16 protein-coding genes are annotated in these 17,850 nt (G+C 65.4%); 3 read left to right on the top strand and 13 right to left on the bottom strand.

Translation table 11 applies throughout. From position 1 onward, the window contains the following. Positions 1–33: 33 nt before the first annotated feature. From ACQZF9_RS09385 to ACQZF9_RS09335, 11 genes are all read right to left on the bottom strand, one after another. The gene (locus ACQZF9_RS09385; protein ID WP_428312971.1) at positions 34–1,041 is read right to left on the bottom strand and encodes an AraC family transcriptional regulator; all 1,008 of its coding nucleotides are present in this window, start codon (positions 1,039–1,041) and stop codon (positions 34–36) included. A gap of 111 nt (positions 1,042–1,152) precedes the next feature. Beyond that, complete coding sequence (locus ACQZF9_RS09380; RefSeq protein WP_428312970.1) at positions 1,153–1,842, bottom strand: hypothetical protein; 690 nt, start codon at positions 1,840–1,842, stop codon at positions 1,153–1,155. A 186-nt stretch (positions 1,843–2,028) separates the two neighbouring features. Next, positions 2,029–3,750 (bottom strand): nitric oxide reductase activation protein NorD, encoded by a 1,722-nt coding sequence (locus ACQZF9_RS09375; protein ID WP_428312969.1) that lies wholly within the window; start codon positions 3,748–3,750, stop codon positions 2,029–2,031. A gap of 18 nt (positions 3,751–3,768) precedes the next feature. Then, positions 3,769–4,548, bottom strand: coding sequence for a CbbQ/NirQ/NorQ/GpvN family protein (locus ACQZF9_RS09370; protein ID WP_428312968.1), 780 nt, complete (start codon positions 4,546–4,548; stop codon positions 3,769–3,771). Positions 4,549–4,638: 90 nt separating this feature from the next. Further along, on the bottom strand, positions 4,639–5,940 hold the full coding sequence (locus tag ACQZF9_RS09365) for an OmpP1/FadL family transporter (protein WP_428312967.1): 1,302 nt from the start codon (positions 5,938–5,940) through the stop codon (positions 4,639–4,641). Beyond that, positions 5,937–6,692, bottom strand: a complete 756-nt coding sequence (locus tag ACQZF9_RS09360) for a TetR/AcrR family transcriptional regulator (protein WP_428312966.1) — start codon at positions 6,690–6,692, stop codon at positions 5,937–5,939. The genes ACQZF9_RS09365 and ACQZF9_RS09360 overlap by 4 nt, the downstream gene beginning before the upstream one ends. A 129-nt stretch (positions 6,693–6,821) precedes the next feature. Continuing rightward, positions 6,822–7,625 carry an enoyl-CoA hydratase/isomerase family protein gene (locus tag ACQZF9_RS09355; RefSeq protein WP_428312965.1) on the bottom strand — a complete coding sequence of 268 codons (804 nt, stop codon included), beginning with the start codon at positions 7,623–7,625 and terminating at the stop codon, positions 6,822–6,824. Next, positions 7,622–8,470 carry an SDR family NAD(P)-dependent oxidoreductase gene (locus tag ACQZF9_RS09350; RefSeq protein ID WP_428312964.1) on the bottom strand — a complete coding sequence of 283 codons (849 nt, stop codon included), beginning with the start codon at positions 8,468–8,470 and terminating at the stop codon, positions 7,622–7,624. Before ACQZF9_RS09350 ends, ACQZF9_RS09355 begins: the two co-directional genes overlap by 4 nt. 50 nt (positions 8,471–8,520) lie before the next feature. Beyond that, positions 8,521–10,128: a class I adenylate-forming enzyme family protein gene (locus ACQZF9_RS09345; protein ID WP_428312963.1), complete on the bottom strand. Its 1,608-nt coding sequence runs from the start codon at positions 10,126–10,128 to the stop codon at positions 8,521–8,523. A 123-nt stretch (positions 10,129–10,251) separates the two neighbouring features. Next, the gene (locus ACQZF9_RS09340) at positions 10,252–11,262 is read right to left on the bottom strand and encodes an NADP-dependent oxidoreductase (protein ID WP_428312962.1); all 1,011 of its coding nucleotides are present in this window, start codon (positions 11,260–11,262) and stop codon (positions 10,252–10,254) included. Then, positions 11,259–12,104, bottom strand: a complete 846-nt coding sequence (locus ACQZF9_RS09335; RefSeq protein ID WP_428312961.1) for an HpcH/HpaI aldolase/citrate lyase family protein — start codon at positions 12,102–12,104, stop codon at positions 11,259–11,261. Before ACQZF9_RS09335 ends, ACQZF9_RS09340 begins: the two co-directional genes overlap by 4 nt. Positions 12,105–12,214: 110 nt before the next feature. Here ACQZF9_RS09335 and ACQZF9_RS09330 point away from each other — a divergent pair, with 110 nt between their 5' ends. Next, complete coding sequence (locus tag ACQZF9_RS09330; protein ID WP_428312960.1) at positions 12,215–13,366, top strand: acyl-CoA dehydrogenase family protein; 1,152 nt, start codon at positions 12,215–12,217, stop codon at positions 13,364–13,366. 9 nt (positions 13,367–13,375) lie between these two features. Here ACQZF9_RS09330 and ACQZF9_RS09325 read toward each other — a convergent pair whose 3' ends face one another. Together ACQZF9_RS09325 and ACQZF9_RS09320 are read right to left on the bottom strand one after the other, a co-directional pair. Continuing rightward, complete coding sequence (locus ACQZF9_RS09325; RefSeq protein WP_428312959.1) at positions 13,376–14,245, bottom strand: alpha/beta fold hydrolase; 870 nt, start codon at positions 14,243–14,245, stop codon at positions 13,376–13,378. Between the two features lie 10 nt (positions 14,246–14,255). Beyond that, positions 14,256–15,056 carry an enoyl-CoA hydratase/isomerase family protein gene (locus ACQZF9_RS09320; RefSeq protein ID WP_428312958.1) on the bottom strand — a complete coding sequence of 267 codons (801 nt, stop codon included), beginning with the start codon at positions 15,054–15,056 and terminating at the stop codon, positions 14,256–14,258. A gap of 131 nt (positions 15,057–15,187) precedes the next feature. Between ACQZF9_RS09320 and ACQZF9_RS09315 the strand changes: the two genes are divergently transcribed. After that, positions 15,188–16,624: a 3-oxoacyl-[acyl-carrier-protein] synthase III C-terminal domain-containing protein gene (locus ACQZF9_RS09315; RefSeq protein ID WP_428313402.1), complete on the top strand. Its 1,437-nt coding sequence runs from the start codon at positions 15,188–15,190 to the stop codon at positions 16,622–16,624. A gap of 10 nt (positions 16,625–16,634) precedes the next feature. Continuing rightward, entirely contained in the window at positions 16,635–17,834 is a 1,200-nt protein-coding gene (locus tag ACQZF9_RS09310; protein WP_428312957.1) for an acetyl-CoA acetyltransferase, read from the top strand. The last annotated feature ends 16 nt before the right edge of the window (positions 17,835–17,850 follow it).

The following is a 17,850-nucleotide window of genomic DNA, read 5'->3' as shown; positions in this document are numbered from 1 at the left end:
CAAGCCCGAACTGAGACCAAGATCGAACCGAGGCTAGGATCCCTGCAGTGCCTGCAGCCGGTACTCGCGCGTGGTCTGTCCGGTCCATAGCTTGAACGAGCGCCGGAAGGCGCTGTGGTCCTTGAAGCCCAGCAGGTAGCCGACCTCCTTGGTCGACAGGCGCGTCGAGCGCAGGTACTCGCGTGCGAGATCGGCGCGGAATTCGTCCGCAAGCCTCTGATAGCTGCTGGACTCCTCGCTCAGGTGGCGGCGCAGCGAGCGTGGGCTCATGCCGAGCTTGTGCGCCGCGTCGTCGAGCTTGGGCAAGGTTCGCGGATTGCGCAGAAAGATATCGCGCAGCCTCGACGTGATCGGGCTGCTGCTCTGGATCTGTTGCAGTATCTGCCCGCAGTGCTGCACGCAGATCTTGTTGAACTCCTCGTCAGTGGTGCGCAGCGGCGCGTCCAGCCATTGCTGGGCGACTACCGCACTCGATCGTTCGGCACCGAAACGGATCGGGCATCCAAACTGTTCCTGATATCGCTGGCGATGCACCGGCGCCGCATAGGTGAACTCGAGCCGCCTGACCACCGGCTCGCCGCCCGCCAGGATGGCGCCGATTTTGTACATCATCACCAGGATTTCTTCGACGCAGAAAATGTAGATTTCATCGATCTCGGTCGGCTCGACCACGCTGACCGTCAGACCTTCCGCGGTTTCCTCTTCGATCTCCAGCTTGCTCATCATGCCAACCAGCGAGCTGCTGTACTGGCGCCACAGGTACAAGGTCTGACGCATGGTGCGACAGGACATGATGGCGTAGCCGACGATGCCCAGATCGGAGGGTTCGGCCTCACGGCCGGTATCGAATCCTATCCCGGGATCACCGCTGAGCCTGATCATGTTGCCGATCACGGTCCGGCACTGGCGTGCGTCGATCAGATAAGCCGGATCCTGCAGCCGCATCGGATCGATGCCGGTTCCGCCGAGAACCTGCTCAGCCGCAAAGCCCTTGGCCTGCATCACGGCGAGATAGTGTCGAATTCGAACCGGGCGCAACATGCTGCTGGGATATCCGGAGGGCAGTATTGGCTGCGCGATTCTATCGAATGAGGCGCGTGCGACGCGCCGCGGCCTGCTCCGCTCGGATCCCGCCGCAACACATGGCCCGGCTCACGCGAGCGCCCGCCGTTTGATGCTGCGCGCCATCAATGGCGCCATCACGAACAGCCACAAGGTGAACATCAGCACCGGTAGCCAGAATCCGAATACGCCGTTCCAGGCGAACGGCCCGCTCTTGAAGAACGCCGCGAAGCCGCCGCCGAAAGCGGAGAAGCCGACCCAAAGATTCAGATAGCAGGCCCAGCGCGGAAGCCAGGGCTGCGGACGCTTGTCCATGAAACCCGAAACCGCGATGCAGCTCAGCTGCAAGGTGTAGGCGGGAAACACCATCACGAAGATCAGCCACGAGGTCTCGTGCATCATCCGGATCACGTTCGGATCAAGATCCGGGCGGTAAGTCGCCGCGATCCACAACATGCTGCAGATGACGAAGAACACGATCAGCAGCACGCCGCCACCGAACTGCATCATCGCCATGACCGGAAAGCGGCCTTCGACATCAGCGATCTGCGCCGAGATCACCGCGAACCACGGGAACAGCAGCGTCGAGAAGATCAGGCACAGCACCATGCCGGCGCGGATCTGGTTGTGGTGCAGATCGTAGAAGGCGGCAATGTCGCTGGCGCTGGTGCCAGGCGGATGCGGCGGCAGATAGCCGGCCAATCCCCAAAAGGCGAGCAGGTACAGCACCAGAAACACCGGCCCCGACCAGACACACAGCAACTGGATTTTGGTATTCATTTTCGAGCCTCCCGACGTGCATGGCCTTGCCCCGCCATCCGGCGCAGTTGCGTTCCCTGCCGCGGTTGGATGAAGCCGATTGATTCTATTCGTATGCTAGCGCACTGTATATGCCAGCTTTGGTAGGAGCGGTATGGTTCGCCGCGGCCGGCGGCGGCACGATCGAGACGACGGTCGCGCCGCGCGCTACGCGCTGCGCTTGAGCTGCCGCTGCGATACAGCGGCCAAGGCCTGGCGGCAGAGGCGGCGGATGTTCAGCGTGATCTGCCGCGGCTCGTCGACGATCAGCAGGTTGGCGCTGCCGAAGACGTCGCGCAGCTTGCCGGCGTCGGTGCTGCCGCCGACACACAGGCAGACGCAGGCTGTGCCGGCCGCGCGCGCTTCCTGCAGCGCCTTGCGGGTATCGCCCTCGGCATACGCCGCTTCGTAATCACTGTCGTAGGCGATGCCGTCGGTGATCAGCACCAGCAGGCGATTGGGCAGACGCATGTCGTGGTTCAGCAGCCGGGTGCCGTGACGGATTGCCGCCCCGGTGCGCGTATAGCCAACCGGCTCGAGCTGCGCGAAGCGCTCGGCAACGCGCGCGCTCCAGCGTTCTTCTGCGCCCTTGAGGCGTACCGCGCGAATCAGGTTGCGGCCCCAGGAATGGAAGCCGAACAGGGCGACGGTATCGCCCAGGCTGTCCAGCGTATGTCCGAGTTGGTAAGCGGTCTGCAGCTGCTGGTCGAACACCGCGACGCCTGCGCCGTTGCGCTCGCCGGTGGACCCGGAGATATCGAGCGCGACCACCACGGCGAGATCGCGCCGGGTGCGAAAGCTCGATCGATACAGATCCAGCGACGGCGGCGAGTGCCCGGCGGCGAGATCGATCGCGCATTCGAGCAGGCGGCTCACGTCGAGTTCGGCGCCGTCGTGCTGGCGGTTGTGCATCTGGTGATCCAGACCCAGGCTGCCGAGCTGTCGTTTGAGCTCGTGGCCGCTCGGCTTGAGCAGCTCGCCGAGATCGCGCGCGCCATCGGGACGCCAGGGCTCGACTTCTTCGAGCACCGCCCAGTCCGGCCGGTAGATCTGCCCGTGCACGTCCCACTCCGGATAACGCAGAGCGGACGATTCGGCGCGCGCCTCGATCTGCGGCAGTTCGAACGGCAGACGCGTCAGCACGGCGTGAACACCGCGCCGCAAGGCGCGTTCAACGCGGCCTACCGGCAGTTCCGCTCCGGCGCCCTGCTCGGCGCTGTTCTCGCGATGGCCAGGCGAGGTGCCGGCGCCGAGAATGCGGTTGAGCATGTCGGCGAGCGCGTTGTTGCCTGAAAACGGATTCTGGAAGAGCTTGAGCAGTTTGCTCTCCTCGGTGGCGTCGTCGTCATCGAATTCCTTTTCCTTGCCGGCGTTCTGCAGATGGCCTTGGGCCGGCTGCCTCGTCAGTGCACCAAGCCCGTTTTCGCTGACGGCCTTGCGCAGGGCCATCAGCGGGCGTATGCAGCCGAAGTAGCGTGGCGGCGACGGCAGCGGCCTGCGCCCCAGCGCCCAGGCAAGCGACTCGTCGGCGCTCGCCGTCGGCGCCTCGACACGCTGTATGTCGGGCAGCGCCAGGAAAGCCGTCGGCAGACGATCGGCTAGCAACACCGCGGCGCGGCGTACTTCGAGATACGCATAGCGCCGCGCTGCCTCGGGCCGCCCGACCAGCCCGCGCATTAGCGGAGGGAGCAGTGAACCGGCGCCGATCAGCGCCGCCTGCGCGACCACCTCGGCCCAGATTTCGCGATGGAGTGACGGCGAGTCGGGTGGCAGCATGACCGTCTGGCCATCGCTGCAGGCCAGAGCCGCGTCGCCACCCGCCACCTGCACACCGACACGCCGACCGGCAACGGCGCTGGCCAGAAACTGATAGCGGCTGATGTCGTCCATGGCGCGGCTGATACCGGGTCAGGCCATGTAAATCTTGACCATCTCCAGCAGGTGCCGCGCCGCAACCGGGTCGTCGGTGAGCGGGCCGGTGATCGCCGCCTCGGCCGCGAGCTGCGGAAGCAGGCCGTCCTTGATCAGCAGCGCGGTCGACACCAGCGTACGCGTCGACGCGGCTTCGGGCAGGCCTTCATGCTGCAGCTGACGGATTGCCTGGCCCAGCCGCACCAGACGGCGCGCCATCTCCGCGTCGATGCCGGTTTCCTGAAGCAGGATCCGCTCTTCGACATCGGCACTGGGAAAGCTCAGCTCGATCGACACCATGCGCTGGCGCGTCGACGGCTTCAGATCTTTCAGCACGCTCTGATATCCGGGATTGTAGGACATCACCAGCATGAACTCTGCCGGTGCCAGCAATTGCTCGCCCAGTCGCTCGATATTCAGTTCGCGCCGGTGATCCGCCAGCGGGTGAATCACCACCGTGGTGTCGGCGCGTGCTTCGACCACTTCGTCGAGATAGCAGATCGCGCCGCTGCGTACCGCACGCGTCAGCGGCCCGTCTTCCCAGACCGTTTCGCCGCCGCGCAGCAGAAAGCGGCCGACCAGGTCGCCTGCAGTGAGATCCTCATGGCAGGCCACCGTGATCAGCGGCCGCCTCAGCTCCGCCGCCATCGCCTGCACGAAGCGGGTCTTGCCGCAGCCGGTGGGGCCTTTCAGCAGCACTGGCAGGCGGCCGCGTGCCGCGGACAGAAAAATGTCGCATTCGCTGCCCGAAGCAATGTAGGCGGTGTTGCGGATCATCCAGGCTCCTTCGGCCACTGTGAGTCCGGCGTCGCGTCTGCGGCATGACGACGCCGCATCGGCGAGACGCCGGTTGGAAGCGGTGCTGGTTCACCAGCGCCGGCTGACGGCGAACTGTGCGATCACGCCTTCCCAGCGATTGTAGGTGTCCGTGCCGAGCGGCAGTTGCGGATTGGTATAAGTCGTCTCGACGAACGGCTCGTAGTATAGGCAGGACGAGAACCGCCACTGTGGCATGAAGTCGTAAGCGAAACCCAGCGCGAAAGTCCGATTGGACGTAACCGCCAGCGCCGGGTTCAGCGTCTGCGACGGAATCGGATTGCGGCCGTAGTTGTAACCGATACGCAAACTGGTCGTGGAGTTCCACTGGTACTCGGCGCCGATCGCGAACACGTACTGATCACGCCAGTCCAGCCGCGACTGCAGGCTCAGCTGCTGCGGCACGTCCGCATTGTTCGGGTCCTCCAGCTTCAGCGTCGAGGCCCGCATCGCCGACGACCAGTCGACCCAGTTGATCTCGGTGCTGAGCAGCCAGGCATCGCTGGGACGATAGGCGATGCCGACGCCGGCCTCCTGCGCGATCGACAGGCCGGACAGACTCGCATCGCGATACACCACGCGACCCTGCCCTATCGCCTCATAGTTCACCGTTGCGTCGCCGCCTTCGAGTTTGAACCGGGTCTTGCTCGTATAGGCGCCGGCGAGCGTCCAGTTCGGACTCGGCCGATACTGAAAGCCGATCTTGCCGCTGCTGGACCAGCCGCCGAGGCTATCGACGCGCAGGCCGAAGAACGACGGCGCGTCGCCGGACGGGTCAACGAACGAGGTGTTCGGGAAAAACTTCTGGCGCGCCGTGGAATAGACGATACCCAGGGATGCGCCCACGCTCAGCGAATCAGCGAGCTGCCAGCCGAAGCCCGGTTCGATCTTGAACGAGCCGAAAGTCGCGGAGAGCGCGTCCTGCGTGCCGAAGGCCGTCGTCAGATGGTCATACGCGAAACCGGCACCGCCTTGCGCGAACAGACCGATACCGGTGACCACGGCCGTGCCCGGCACACGCTGCACGTAGCCGCCGCTGGCAACTGCCGACAGCGGGTTGTCGACACCGCTGTCGTTGCCATACTGATCGCGATGCCTTGTCCTTGCGAGGTAAAACGGCTCGATGTCGAGATCAAATGCCCGGTCGCGGATCTGCGTCAGTCCGGCCGGATTGATGTTCAGCGCGGCGGTTTCGCGCGACACCGCGAGATCGGCGCCGGCCATGCCGCCGGACTCGGCGCCGTAACCGATGTCGTTGGTGCCGTTGCCGCCGAGCGCCGTGGCCGGCAGTATCGCAGCGGCGCCGAACATCAGCGCGCATCCACCGTCGACCACCAGACTGCGGCAGTTCATGAGCGCACCGATTTCTTTTTGGCGGCCGCGCGCGACGCTGCCGGTGCGTGCTGCGACTCGGCTTTGCCCAATGCGGCAGCGGTCGAGGCCGAGGCCGGCGCCGTGCACATCGCCACCAGGCAGTCCTCCAGGTTGCGGATGAACAGCTCGGTGTCGGTCGCCAGATCCGCCGGTACCCGGTCGAGCAGGCGCGAGTGATCGGCGAGGCCGTTGAGGATCAGCGCCACTGCAAGATTGACGCGTTGTTGTGCGATCGGCGGCGGCAGGTGCCGCATGAATTCGGCGCGCGCGGCACTAAGCCAGTCGATCGGCCCGATCTGGAACACCGCTTCGGTTGCACCATTGATCGCGGCGGCGTGCGCCGCCGCGATCTGTGCATTGATGCGGATGAATTCGCGGCCGCCATTGCCGTCGAACAGTTTCTCGGCGAGCGGATACAGCAGCGTACTGACGACGGTGGCGGCGGTGTAGCCGCCCTGTTCCCGGCTTGCTTCCAGAAGCTGATTGCGGCGCAGCAGAATCGCCGGCAAGTGCTTGTCGATTATCGCCTGCAGCAGGCCGCGCTTGTCACCGAAGTGGTAGTGCGTGGCGTTCTTGTTGCGCTGGCCGGCAGCGAGATTGATGTCGCTGAGCGTGACGCCCTCGATGCCCCGCTCGGCGAACAGGCGTTCGGCCGTGGTGATCAGGCGCGCCCGGGTCGCGGCGCTTTTCACAGTTAAGGCAATGTCCTTGTTTACGATCAACCCCGACATTGACAGCTCCCAATAGTATTGTTTTTCCGCTCTCAAAAGAGCCGGACTTTGCGCAATTCTATTTTAAGGATACTTCCTTATTTTGCGGACACGCAAGCGCCTGACGCGCCCGCCGCCAGCCGGTACGTCTCAATTGCCGTTGTAGTCGGGTTTGCGCTTGTCGCGGATCGCGTCCATCGCCTCGCGATGATCCGCCGTGGTGTTGGACAGCGCCTCGTAGGCGATCGACGCATCCATGATCGAATGCGCCAGCTGCTTCAGGCCGATGTTGATCGAGGCCTTCGTCCACTGAACCGCGCGCGCCGGCATGCCGGAGACCTTGTCCGCATACGCCTTGACGCGCGCGTCCAGCTCTGCCGCCGGCACCGCGTGGTTGATCAGGCCAAGGCGCTCGGCCTCGGGCGCCAGCAGCGGATCACCGGTGAACAAGAATTCCTTGGCGCGGTTGTAGCCGATCAGCTGCGGCCAGATCACGGCGCCGCCATCACCGGCGACGAAGCCGATGGCGACATGCGGATCCGCGATCTTGACGTGATCGGCCGCAAAACTGACGTCGCAGAACAGCGCCAGCGTCGCGCCCAGGCCCATCGCATGGCCGTTGATCTTGGCGACGATCGGCTTGGGGCAATCCAGCATGGAAAAGATCAGCCGCTTGCCGTAGGCCATCGCGTTCCAGAACTTGGGCGGCTCATCCATGACCTCACGGATGTAGGCGAAATCACCGCCGCCGCTGAAGGCCTTGCCCTGCCCGGTCAGCACCACCACGCGTACCTGCGCGTCGTGCGCGACATCGGTGAAGAAGCGACACAGCTCGATCTCCATCTCCGCGTTGGTGGCGTTGAATTGCTCGGGGCGATTCAAGGCCACGGTCAGTACCGCATCGTCGAGCTCGAACGTCAGCGTGTTGTAACCGTCGAGAGTGATCGCACTCATTTGATCGGCTTGTGGTTGACACTCATGGCGAACATCCCGTCCATCCAGCGATCCGGCAACAGCCAGGCAAGAAAGCAGACGATCTTGGAATCGGTGCCGACGCGGTAGCGCGTACGCGGCTTGCGCGCGAAAACCGCCTGCTCGATGCCGGCGGCGCACTGCGCGGCGCTGATACCCGACGTCGAGGCGCCGGAGACCAGTTTGCAGTAACGCCGGTAGAAGTTGCCATACAGGCCTTTTTGTGGAGCATCCATCTGCGCCAACAGCGCTTCGACCTCGCCGGTCTGTCCGGTCAGCATATCGGTCCTGACCACGCCGGGTTCGACGACGACGACATGCAGGTTCATCCCCATGGTCTCGCGCCGTGCGACATCGACCAGCGATTCGATCGCATGCTTGGACGCGCAGTACGCGCCGAGCATCGGGCCCGAGGCCTTGCCCCAGAGCGAGGTGATCAGGATCAGGCGCCCGTCGTGACCGCGCAGGCGCGGAATGCCGGCCTTGATGACGCGCAGGCTGCCCAGCGCATTGGTGTTGAGGGTCTGCTCGAACTCGGCAACGGCTGTCAGCTCGATCGCGCCCGAGGGCGCGATTGCCGCCGGGTTGATCACCGCGTCGAGCACCCGGCCGGCGAGCAGGCGATCCACCTCGGCGAAGCCGCGTTCCACCGATGCGGTGTCCGAGACGTCCATCAGCACGACATGCAGATTCGGGCTGGGCTTGAAGCGGGCCTCGTCGGCCTGTTTGCGCACCATCGCAAAAACGGTGTCGCCGCGCGCGACCGCGCGCAGCACGAGTTCGTGGCCGATGCCGCGCGCGGCTCCGGTAATCAGCAGCGTCTTCATGGTTTCACGCGAAAAGTTGAGTTGGAGTTCCCTCGGCGGCGGCGCAGCGCTCAGGCCTTGGGCGGGGACAACAGGCGCTGGCGCAGCAGCGAGCGCTGCACCTTGCCGGACGCGGTTCTCGGCAGACTGCCGAAGGAAATCGTCTTGGGACATTTGTAGCCGGCGACGCGGCTGCGTGCATGGTCGCGCAACTCGTCTACACCGACCGTCGCGCCTGGTCGCAACTCGATCACCGCGACCACGATCTCGCCCCAGCGCTCGTCGGGCAGGCCGACGACGCCGGCATCGAGCACCGCCGGATGCAGGCGCAAGGCTTCTTCGACTTCCACCGGATACACGTTCTCGCCGCCGCTGACGATCATGTCCTTGATGCGATCGGTCAGGTACAGAAAACCCTCGTCATCGACGTAGCCGCCATCCCCGGTGGCGTACCAGCCGTCGATCAGCGCCTCGGCGGTTTGCTGCGGCCGGTTCCAGTAGCCAAGCATGCGTGTCGGCGACTTCACCCAGATCTCGCCGTGCTCGCCGGGCTTCAACAATTTGCGGTCCGGACCGCGGATCTGCAGGCTCATGCCCGGGTATGGTTTACCCACCGATTTCAGCAGATGCGGCCGGGCGATATCGTGATCCAGCGGTGACAGCGAGGTCGCCGATCCGGCGTTTTCGGTCATGCCGAAAAACTGCAGGAAATCGCAACCGAAACATTCCATGGACGCGCGCAGCAGGCTTTCATCCATCGCCATCGCGCCGTAGAACAGGCCCTTCATCCGCGGTGCCGGTTGCTGCGAGCTGCGCACGCCCTCGAGTAGAGCGCGGATCAGCGTCGGCACCATCCAGCTGTGCTCGACTCCATGCTCGCGAATCAGCTTGAGCATGTTCGCTGCGCTCGGGTCTGAGGTAATCACCACCGTGCCCTCGCGCACCAGGCCCATCAACACCCAGGACATGCCGCCGATGTGGAAATTGGGCATCGCCGACAGGCTGATGCAGCCGGCATTCAAGTGGCCGAACTCGACAGAACGCAGTTCCGCATGCCGCGCCAGCGACAGCGCGCCATGCGAGATCAACACACCCTTGGGCTTGCCGGTGGTGCCGCTGGTGTACAGCTGCAGAATCACCTGATCCGCCTCGTGTGCGGCGGCGACCGGCGCTGCCGGGCGCAGTAACAGCGCGCGCAGATTCTCCGCCGACGACCCGTCGACCGACTCGGTCGCAATCGTCGGCAGACTCAGGTCGGCGCTGGCAAGCGCCTGCGCCGCGGTCGCACTCAGGGCTGGATCGCAGAGCAACAGCCGAGCCTGCGCATCGGCCAGCTGAAAGCCGATCTCCGGCGCGGCCAGGCGCCAATTGATCGGCACCAGCACGACGCCGGCGCGGATCGCCCCGATCAGCACGGGATAATAGAGATCGCTGTTCGCACCGAGATAGGCGACGCGATCGCCAGGTCCGAGGCCACGTTCGCGCACCAGCGCGACGAAAGCATTGCAGCGGCGGTCGAACTCGGCGTAGCTGATCTGCTCGCCGCGATCGGCAAACACGATCGCGGTTCGCTCGGCATGGTGCTGCGCACCGCGGGATGGAATATCGCCCACCCAGATCATCTGATCGAGCCCGTCGAGCGGCAGACCTTCGACGTGCGCATGTTCGAGAACGGACATCGAGTGACTCCCCGCTACGCAGATCATTTTAAGCTGCTTTTAGTTCGTTAACGTACGATGTGAAGGCCGACCCGTCAAACTCCGCCACGGTTGGCGCAGCGCGTCGCGCGCCGGCTATGGAACCTAAGCAGCAGCCAGCTGGATCAACTTCTTGCCGGTGTTGCGCCCGGCGTAGACGTCGACCAGGGCCTGAGGCGCCATCTCCAGACCCTGCTCGATGTCTTCGTCGCAGCGCAGTTTTCCGCTGGCAGCCAGCGCCGCCAGCTCGGCCGCGACCGCGTCGTAGCGCTTCACGTGATCGAAAATCACGAAGCCCTCCATGCGCAGCCGCCGCGTCAGGATTTCGCGCTCGACGCGCGGCCCCTGCGGCACGGGAACCCACGACGGGATCGAAATCGTGCCGCACTGGATGACGCGGCCGGACCGGTTCATGCGCCGGATCACGCTGTCGGCGATGTTGCCGCCGACGTTGTCGAAATACACGTCGACGCCGTCGGGGCAGACCGCGCGCAGGACGTCCGCCAGCGGCTGCCGGTAATTGACATAGGCATCGTAGCCATAGTCCGCGATGCAGCGCCGCCCCTTGTCGTCGTCGCCGACGATCGCCACGACGCGGCAGCCCGCCAGATGCGCCAGCTGCCCGGCCAACGCGCCCACCGCACCGGCAGCAGCGCTGACCACCACGGTCTCTCCGGTTTGCGGCTTGCCGATGTCGTGCAGCGCCATCCACGCGGTCAGGCCGTTGATGCCGAGCAGGCCGGCGGCGGCCGACAGCGAGGCCTGCTGTGGATTGACGCGCCGCAGGATCGCGTCCGCCGTGCAGATGCATAGCTGCTGCCAACCGAACCAGCCATACAGGTAATCGCCGACCGCATAGGCCTGATGCCGCGACTCGACAACGCGGCCCACGGCCAGCGAGCGCATCACCGCGCCGATCGCCACCGGCGGCGAATAATTGTCTTCGTCGTTGACATACCCGCGCTGCGCCGGATCGACCGACAGGTAGAGGTTCTCGATCAGCAGTTCGCCTGCCTGCAGCGGCGCCAGCGCTGCGCTGGTCAGCTCGAAATGCTGCGGCTGCGGGATGCCGACCGGCCGCGAGGCCAGCACGATGCAGCGATTGAGCGCGCTCATGCGCCGATGCCGAGCTGGCGGCGCGCCGCCTTCAGATGCGGGATGTCGAACATCTTGCCGTCGATCGCCACCGCCCCGGCGCCGGACGCAAACGCATCGACCACGCGCCGTGCAAACGCGAGTTCGTCGGCGGACGGCGTGAACGCCGCGTTGATGATCGGCACCTGATCGGGATGGATCGCGATGCGGCCGGTGAAGCCGTCGTAGCGCGCGCTGCGGCAGGACGTTGCCAGGCCTTCGGGATCGCGGAAATCGACATAGACCGTGTCGATCGCCTCGACGCCGAGCGCGTGGGCGCCGAGCAGGCACTGGTTGCGCGCATGCTCGTACATCGGCCGCCATGCGCCCGATGGCAGCCGCGGATCGCCGGCACCGAGCGCGGCGCTCAGGTCCTCGCCGCCCCAGGTCAGCGCACGGACCCGCGGCAGCGGCTCACGCACCAGATCGCCGAAACGCAGCACCGCGGACGGAGTTTCGGTCGCGACGACGACCATCTGCAGCGCGCCGGCGTCCACGCCGGCAGCGGCCTCCAGAGCGTCCAGATAATGCGCGACCACCCGCACGTCCTCGGGCCCGCGGATCTTCGGCAGCACGATACCGGCGGGCCTTGATGCGACCACCGCCGGCAGATCCTTGAGCAATTCACCCGAGGCCAGGTCGTTGACACGCACCCACAGGCGGCTGCGATCGGCGACGCCGGCCATCCAGGACCGAAGCATCTCGCGCGCCAGCGGCTTGCGCTCCGGCAGCACCGCGTCTTCCAGGTCCAGCACCAGCGCGTCGGCGCCGCTGCCGAGCGCCTTGGCCAGCTTCTTGTCGCTGTCGGCCGGCACGAAAAGCATCGAACGTATCATCCCATCCGCCTTGTCTTACTTTGAGTTAGCATGCATACGATATACTAGCGTCCACAAGAGCGGTTGCCCAAGCAACTTCCAACCAGGCAGGCCAGAGCATGATCCCACGTTCGCTGTTTTCTCCCGAGCATGAGCAGTTCCGCGATGCGGTGCGCAAGTTCATTGAGCGTGAGATCACGCCGCACCACGAGCGCTGGGAAGAAGAAGGCAAGGTCGACCGCGAGCTGTGGCTCAAGGCCGGTGAAGCGGGCCTGCTCTGCCCCAACCTGCCCGAGGCCTACGGCGGTTACGGCGCCGACTTCCTGTTCAACGTCATCATCACCGAGGAGATGGGGCGTGCCGGCGCAACCGGCCCCGGGTTCTCGGTGCATTCCGACATGGTCGCGACCTATATCGCCACCTTCGGCAGCGAGGAGCAAAAGCAGCGATGGCTGCCGAAAATGGCGGCAGGACAGGCGATCGGCGCGCTCGGCCTGACCGAGCCATCGGCCGGCAGCGATCTGAAGGCGATCCGCACCCGCGCCGTGCGCGATGGCGACGACTACGTGATCAGCGGCCAGAAGGTCTACATCAGCAACGGCCAGCTCTGCGACATCATCGTGCTCGCCTGCAAGACCGACCCGAGCGCCGGAGCCAAGGGCATGAGCTTCATCCTGGTCGAGACCGATCGCGCCGGCTTCCGGCGCGGCCGTAACCTGAAGAAAATCGGTCTCAAGGCCCAGGACACCTCGGAGCTGTTCTTCGACGAGGTGCGCGTGCCGGTCAGCAACCTGCTCGGCACCGAGGGCGGCGCGTTCAAGATGGCGATGAGCAAGCTCGCCGAAGAGCGCCTGACGATCGCGGTGTCGGCGATCACCGTCGCCGAATCGGCGCTGCGCTGGACCATCGACTACACGATGGAGCGCAAGGCTTTCGGCCAGACGATTTCGGATTTTCAGAACACCCGCTTCAAGATCGCCGAGCTGCATGCCGACACGCTGGCCAAGCGCGTGTTTGTCGACCGCTGCATCGCGCTGCATCTGGACAAGCAGCTATCCGCGGTGGATGCGGCGGCGGCAAAGATGCTGTGCACCGAACTGCAGTGCAAGGTCGTGGACGAATGCCTGCAGTTCTTCGGCGGCTATGGCTACATGCTCGAGTATCCGATCGCCCGCGCCTACATCGATTCGCGCATTCGCAAGATCGCCGGTGGCGCCTCCGAAATCATGCGCGACATCATCAGCCGCGAACTGTTCGCGAAGGCATCGTAGTTTCGGCGCTCAGGCGGCGAAGTACTCGATCAGGCGATCGGCGAACCAGTCCGGCTGCTCGGCCTGCATGAAGTGGCCCATCCCCTGCGCCAGGCACAGGTCCAGGCCCGCCGGGAACAGCGCCTCCTGGCCGTCGAACATCTCGGCGCCGATGCAGCCGTCATCGCTGCCGTAGATCATCCGCGTCGGTACCGGGATCGGCGAAAACGCGCGGCGCAGTGCCGCCGGATTCACCAGCAGGCCGGGAATCGAACGGTAATAGGCCAACGCCGCCTTCAACCGCGCCGGCTCGCGAAATCCGGCCTTGAGCGGCGCCAGATCATCGGTCGTGTAACGCCAGCCTGGCGACCAGACGCGGATCAGCACGTCTTCCATCCATGCGAAGTCGTCGCGCGCCAGTCGCGCCTCGGGCCATAGCGGCAACTGGAACCGCAGCATGTAGTGCGAGCGCGCGATCTGGCGCGGCGTGATGCCGAGAAAAAAACGCCGTAGATGCGGCACCGCGCACAGCACGATGCGTTTGAACTTCGCCGGACTGGAGCGCGCGGCGCCCTGCAACGCGACGCTGCCCCAGTCATGCCCGACCGCGTAGGCCGGGCCGCCGCCGAGTGCGTCGACCAGCCCGACCAGATCGGACGACAGGGTGTGGATGTCGTAGCGACCATCGGGCGCCAACGCACTCGGCGCATAGCCACGAAGAAACGGGGCGACTGCGTGATAACCCGCTGCCGCCAGTCGCTCCAGCACCGGTACGAAACTCCAGGCGGTATCGGGGAATCCGTGCTGGCAGATCACCAGCGGGCCGCTGCCACGTTCGAGATAGGCCAGTTCCACACCATTGACCCGGACACTGCGCTGGGCCGGCGGCTGTTCGGTCATCACGATGTCCTCAAAGACCGCGGAACGTCGGCTTGCGCTTTTCGACGAAAGCCGCGATCGCTTCGCGCGAATCTGCGGTATTGGCACACATGGCCTGCAGTTCGGCTTCGACGCCGAGCATCTCGGACAGGCCGCTGCTCAGCGACATGCGAGCGATACGCTTGGTCAGCGCCATCGCCACCGGTGCGCGCTCGGCCAGCTGCGCCGCCCATTGCAGCGCGCTCGCACGCAGTTCATCGGGCTCGGCGAGGCGATTCGCAAGCCCCCAGCCCAGGCATTGTTCGGCCGATATTTTCTGCGCGTCGGCCAGCACCTCGAATGCGCGGCCGTAGCCGAGCCGGCGCGTCAGGAACCAGGCTGCGCCACCATCCGGCACCAGGCCGACATTGATGAAAGGCGACAGCAGATAAGCGCTGCGCGACATCACCATCAGATCGCAGGCCAGCGCCAGCGACATGCCCATGCCCGCCGCCGGCCCGTTGACCGCCGCGATCACCGGCTTGTCCATGCGCATGATCAGGTCCAGCACCGGCTGGTAGTCGTAGAGCAGCGAGCGGGCCACCTTGCGCACACCCGTGTCACTGCCGCCGCCACCGGCTTTCAGATCGGAGCCCGTGCAGAAAGCCTTGCCCGCGCCGGTCAGCACCACCGCACCGACTTCGGGGTCACGCGCCGCGTCTTCGAGCGCAGCCGGCAGATCCAGTTTCATCACCGGGTCGATCGAATTCATCGCCTCGGGACGGTTCAACTCGATCAGGGCCACACGGGCGTGGCGCTCACTGTTGACGGTACCGCCGTTGGTCTTCGCCATCGTCTATCCCCCGACTGCCTCATTGTTGTTTGATGCTAACATATCGTAAGCTTGCGCACTGATCAGCAGGTGTTCGAAGCAAGCGCCTCGCGCGCTGCGGGACAACCCTAACGGAGAATCGCGTGACCGCAATGCCCGACGTCGGCATCAAATCCTTTGGCGCCTACATTCCCCGCCGCCGCATCGCGCGCTCCGCGATCGCCGCCGCTCATTCCTGGGCTCTGCCGAACCTTAAAGGCCTGGCCAAGGGCGAGAAAAGCTTTTGCGGCTGGGACGAAGACGCCATCACGATGGCGGTGGAAGCCGGTCGCGACTGCCTGCGCGGCCAGACCACGGCCGGCCTGGCCTCGCTGCAGCTTGCCAGTACCACCGCACCCTACGCCGATCTGCAGAACGCGGTGATCGTCGGATCGGCGCTGCGCCTTGAATCCGCGACCTCCGCGACCGACCTTGGCGGCTCGACCCGCGCCGGCCTCAGTGCGGTGATCAAGGCCTGCCGCTCGCGCGACACGCAACAACTCGTCATCGCGTCGGAGAAGCGCAATGCCAAGCCGGGCAGCACGCAGGAGATGCAGTACGGCTCCGGCGCCGGAGCCCTGCTATTGGGCGAAGGCAGCGACCTGATCGCCCGCTATGTCGGCTCCGAGTCGGTGTCGGTGCCGTTTGTCGATCACTTCCGCCAGAGCACCGAGAAGTTCGACTACACCTGGGAAGAGCGCTGGATACGCGACGAAGGTGTCGGCAAGATCGTGCCGCGCGCGGTCAAGGCGCTGCTGGAGCGCACCGGCCGCAGCGCCGAGCAGGTGGCATGGTTCGGCCTCGCCGGCGGCCCGGGCGGCAGCGACAAGCTGATCGCCAAGACGCTGGCGATCGCGCCCGAGCGCATCGTCCCCGATCTGCAGATGCAGGTCGGCGACACCGGCGCCGCGCAGTCGGTACTGCTGCTGATCGGCGCGCTGGAGCGCGCCAAACCCGGCGATCTGATCGTGATCGTGTCGTTCGCCCAGGGCTGCGAGATCGTCGCCTTCGAAATGCTGCAGGCCGCACCGTCGACGGGCCGCCGCGGCTTGGCCGGATCGGTCGCCAAGCGCTTCGAGGAAACCGCATACCTGAAGATGCTGTCGTTCAGCGGCGACATCGAACTCGAATGGGGCATGCGCGCCGAAACCGACAACAAGACCGCGCTGACCACGCTGTACCGCGCGTCCGACCAGATCTACGGCTTCATCGGCGGCCGCTGCGAATCCTGCAGCACCGTGCAGTTCCCACGGCTGGCGACGTGCGTCAACTGCGGCAACGCGCATACGCAGAAACCGTTCGCGCTGTCCGACGCGCCGGCCAAGGTCACCACCTACACCGCCGACTGGCTGCAGTACTCGCCGGCCCCGCCAATGTATATGGGCCTGGTGCAGTTCGACGTCGGCGCACGCCTGCTGATGGAAATCGTCGACGTCGGCCCCGCGGGCATCGACGTCGGCACGCCGCTGGAGATGAGCTTCCGCATCAAGGAAAAAGATCGCCTGCGTCACTACGACCGCTATTTCTGGAAAGCGGTCCCGATCATTTAAGGAAGCAGACATGGCAACCGGTATCAAGGACAAAGTCGCAATCGTCGGCATGGGCTGCTCGAAGTTCGGCGAGCGCTGGGACTGCAGCGCCGAAGACCTGATGGTCGAGGCGTTCACCGAAGCGCTGGCCGACGCCGGCATCGACCGCAGCCGCATCGGCGCCGCGTGGTATGGATCGGCGATGGAGAAGTCGGTCGGCAATTCGGCGATCCCGCTGTCGACCGCGCTGCGCCTGGAAGCGATTCCGGTGTCACGTGTCGAGAACATGTGCGCCACCGGAACCGAGGCGCTGCGCGGCGCGGTGTACGCGGTGGCTTCCGGCGCAGTCGACATCGCACTGGCGATCGGTGCCGAGAAACTCAAGGACACCGGATACGGCGGCCTGCCGGTGGTCGGCAAGGGCACGCTCAACGATCTGTGGATGCCCTATGGCTCCGCACCGGCGGGCTTTGCACAGCTGGCGGCGGGCTATCGGGCCAAGTACGGCATCGACAAGCTCGACCTGAAGCGCGCCATCGGCCGCGTGTCGTGGAAGAGCCACCAGAACGGCGCCAAGAATCCCAAGGCTCACATGCGCAAGGCCGTGGAGCTGGACACCATCCTCAACGCGCCGATGATCGCCGAGCCGCTGGGTGTGTTCGACTGCTGCGGTGTCAGCGACGGCTCGGCCTGTGCCATCGTCACCACCCCGGAGATCGCGCGCAGCCTGGGCAAGCAGAACCTGATCACGGTGAAGGCGATCCAGCTGTCGGCCAGCTCCGGCCGCGAGCAGAGCACCAACCAGTGGGACGGCAGCTACGTGCAGAACACGCGCAACGCCGCCAAGGCTGCCTATGCCGAAGCCGGCATCCGCAACCCGCGTGAAGAACTCTCGGCGCTGGAAGTGCACGACTGCTTCTCGATCACCGAGCTGGTGACGATGGAAGATCTGGGCGTCTCCGCAGACGGCCAGGCCTGGCGTGATGTACTCGAAGGCGTGTTCGACGCCGAAGGCAAGATCCCCTGCCAGATCGACGGCGGCCTGAAATGCTTCGGCCACCCAATCGGCGCATCCGGCCTGCGCATGGTCTACGAGCACTACCTGCAGTTGCAGGGCCGCGCCGGTGCGCGTCAGCTGAAGAACCCGCAGCTGGGCTTGTCGCACAACCTGGGCGGCGTACCGTACAACGGGGTTTGCGCGATCAGCATCGTCGGCCTCGAGGGCCGCTGAGTCCGGACGAAGCACT

The organism is Hydrocarboniphaga sp. (assembly GCF_965279055.1).
In the GTDB taxonomy this organism is placed as follows: Bacteria; Pseudomonadota; Gammaproteobacteria; order Nevskiales; family Nevskiaceae; genus Hydrocarboniphaga.
This window is presented reverse-complemented; position numbering and strand designations above follow the sequence as displayed.

Excerpts from the sequence above, each read along its gene's own strand:
- ACQZF9_RS09315 (WP_428313402.1), top strand. The coding sequence starts at position 15,188 with ATGCCCGACGTCGGCATCAAATCCTTTGGCGCCTACATTCCCCGCCGC.
- ACQZF9_RS09350 (WP_428312964.1), bottom strand. The coding sequence starts at position 8,470 with ATGAAGACGCTGCTGATTACCGGAGCCGCGCGCGGCATCGGCCACGAA.
- ACQZF9_RS09360 (WP_428312966.1), bottom strand. The coding sequence starts at position 6,692 with ATGTCGGGGTTGATCGTAAACAAGGACATTGCCTTAACTGTGAAAAGC.
- ACQZF9_RS09310 (WP_428312957.1), top strand. The coding sequence starts at position 16,635 with ATGGCAACCGGTATCAAGGACAAAGTCGCAATCGTCGGCATGGGCTGC.
- ACQZF9_RS09320 (WP_428312958.1), bottom strand. The coding sequence starts at position 15,056 with ATGGCGAAGACCAACGGCGGTACCGTCAACAGTGAGCGCCACGCCCGT.
- ACQZF9_RS09380 (WP_428312970.1), bottom strand. The coding sequence starts at position 1,842 with ATGAATACCAAAATCCAGTTGCTGTGTGTCTGGTCGGGGCCGGTGTTT.
- ACQZF9_RS09370 (WP_428312968.1), bottom strand. The coding sequence starts at position 4,548 with ATGATCCGCAACACCGCCTACATTGCTTCGGGCAGCGAATGCGACATT.
- ACQZF9_RS09365 (WP_428312967.1), bottom strand. The coding sequence starts at position 5,940 with ATGAACTGCCGCAGTCTGGTGGTCGACGGTGGATGCGCGCTGATGTTC.
- ACQZF9_RS09340 (WP_428312962.1), bottom strand. The coding sequence starts at position 11,262 with ATGAGCGCGCTCAATCGCTGCATCGTGCTGGCCTCGCGGCCGGTCGGC.
- ACQZF9_RS09335 (WP_428312961.1), bottom strand. The coding sequence starts at position 12,104 with ATGCTTTTCGTGCCGGCCGACAGCGACAAGAAGCTGGCCAAGGCGCTC.
- ACQZF9_RS09325 (WP_428312959.1), bottom strand. The coding sequence starts at position 14,245 with ATGACCGAACAGCCGCCGGCCCAGCGCAGTGTCCGGGTCAATGGTGTG.
- ACQZF9_RS09375 (WP_428312969.1), bottom strand. The coding sequence starts at position 3,750 with ATGGACGACATCAGCCGCTATCAGTTTCTGGCCAGCGCCGTTGCCGGT.
- ACQZF9_RS09330 (WP_428312960.1), top strand. The coding sequence starts at position 12,215 with ATGATCCCACGTTCGCTGTTTTCTCCCGAGCATGAGCAGTTCCGCGAT.
- ACQZF9_RS09385 (WP_428312971.1), bottom strand. The coding sequence starts at position 1,041 with ATGTTGCGCCCGGTTCGAATTCGACACTATCTCGCCGTGATGCAGGCC.
- ACQZF9_RS09355 (WP_428312965.1), bottom strand. The coding sequence starts at position 7,625 with ATGAGTGCGATCACTCTCGACGGTTACAACACGCTGACGTTCGAGCTC.
- ACQZF9_RS09345 (WP_428312963.1), bottom strand. The coding sequence starts at position 10,128 with ATGTCCGTTCTCGAACATGCGCACGTCGAAGGTCTGCCGCTCGACGGG.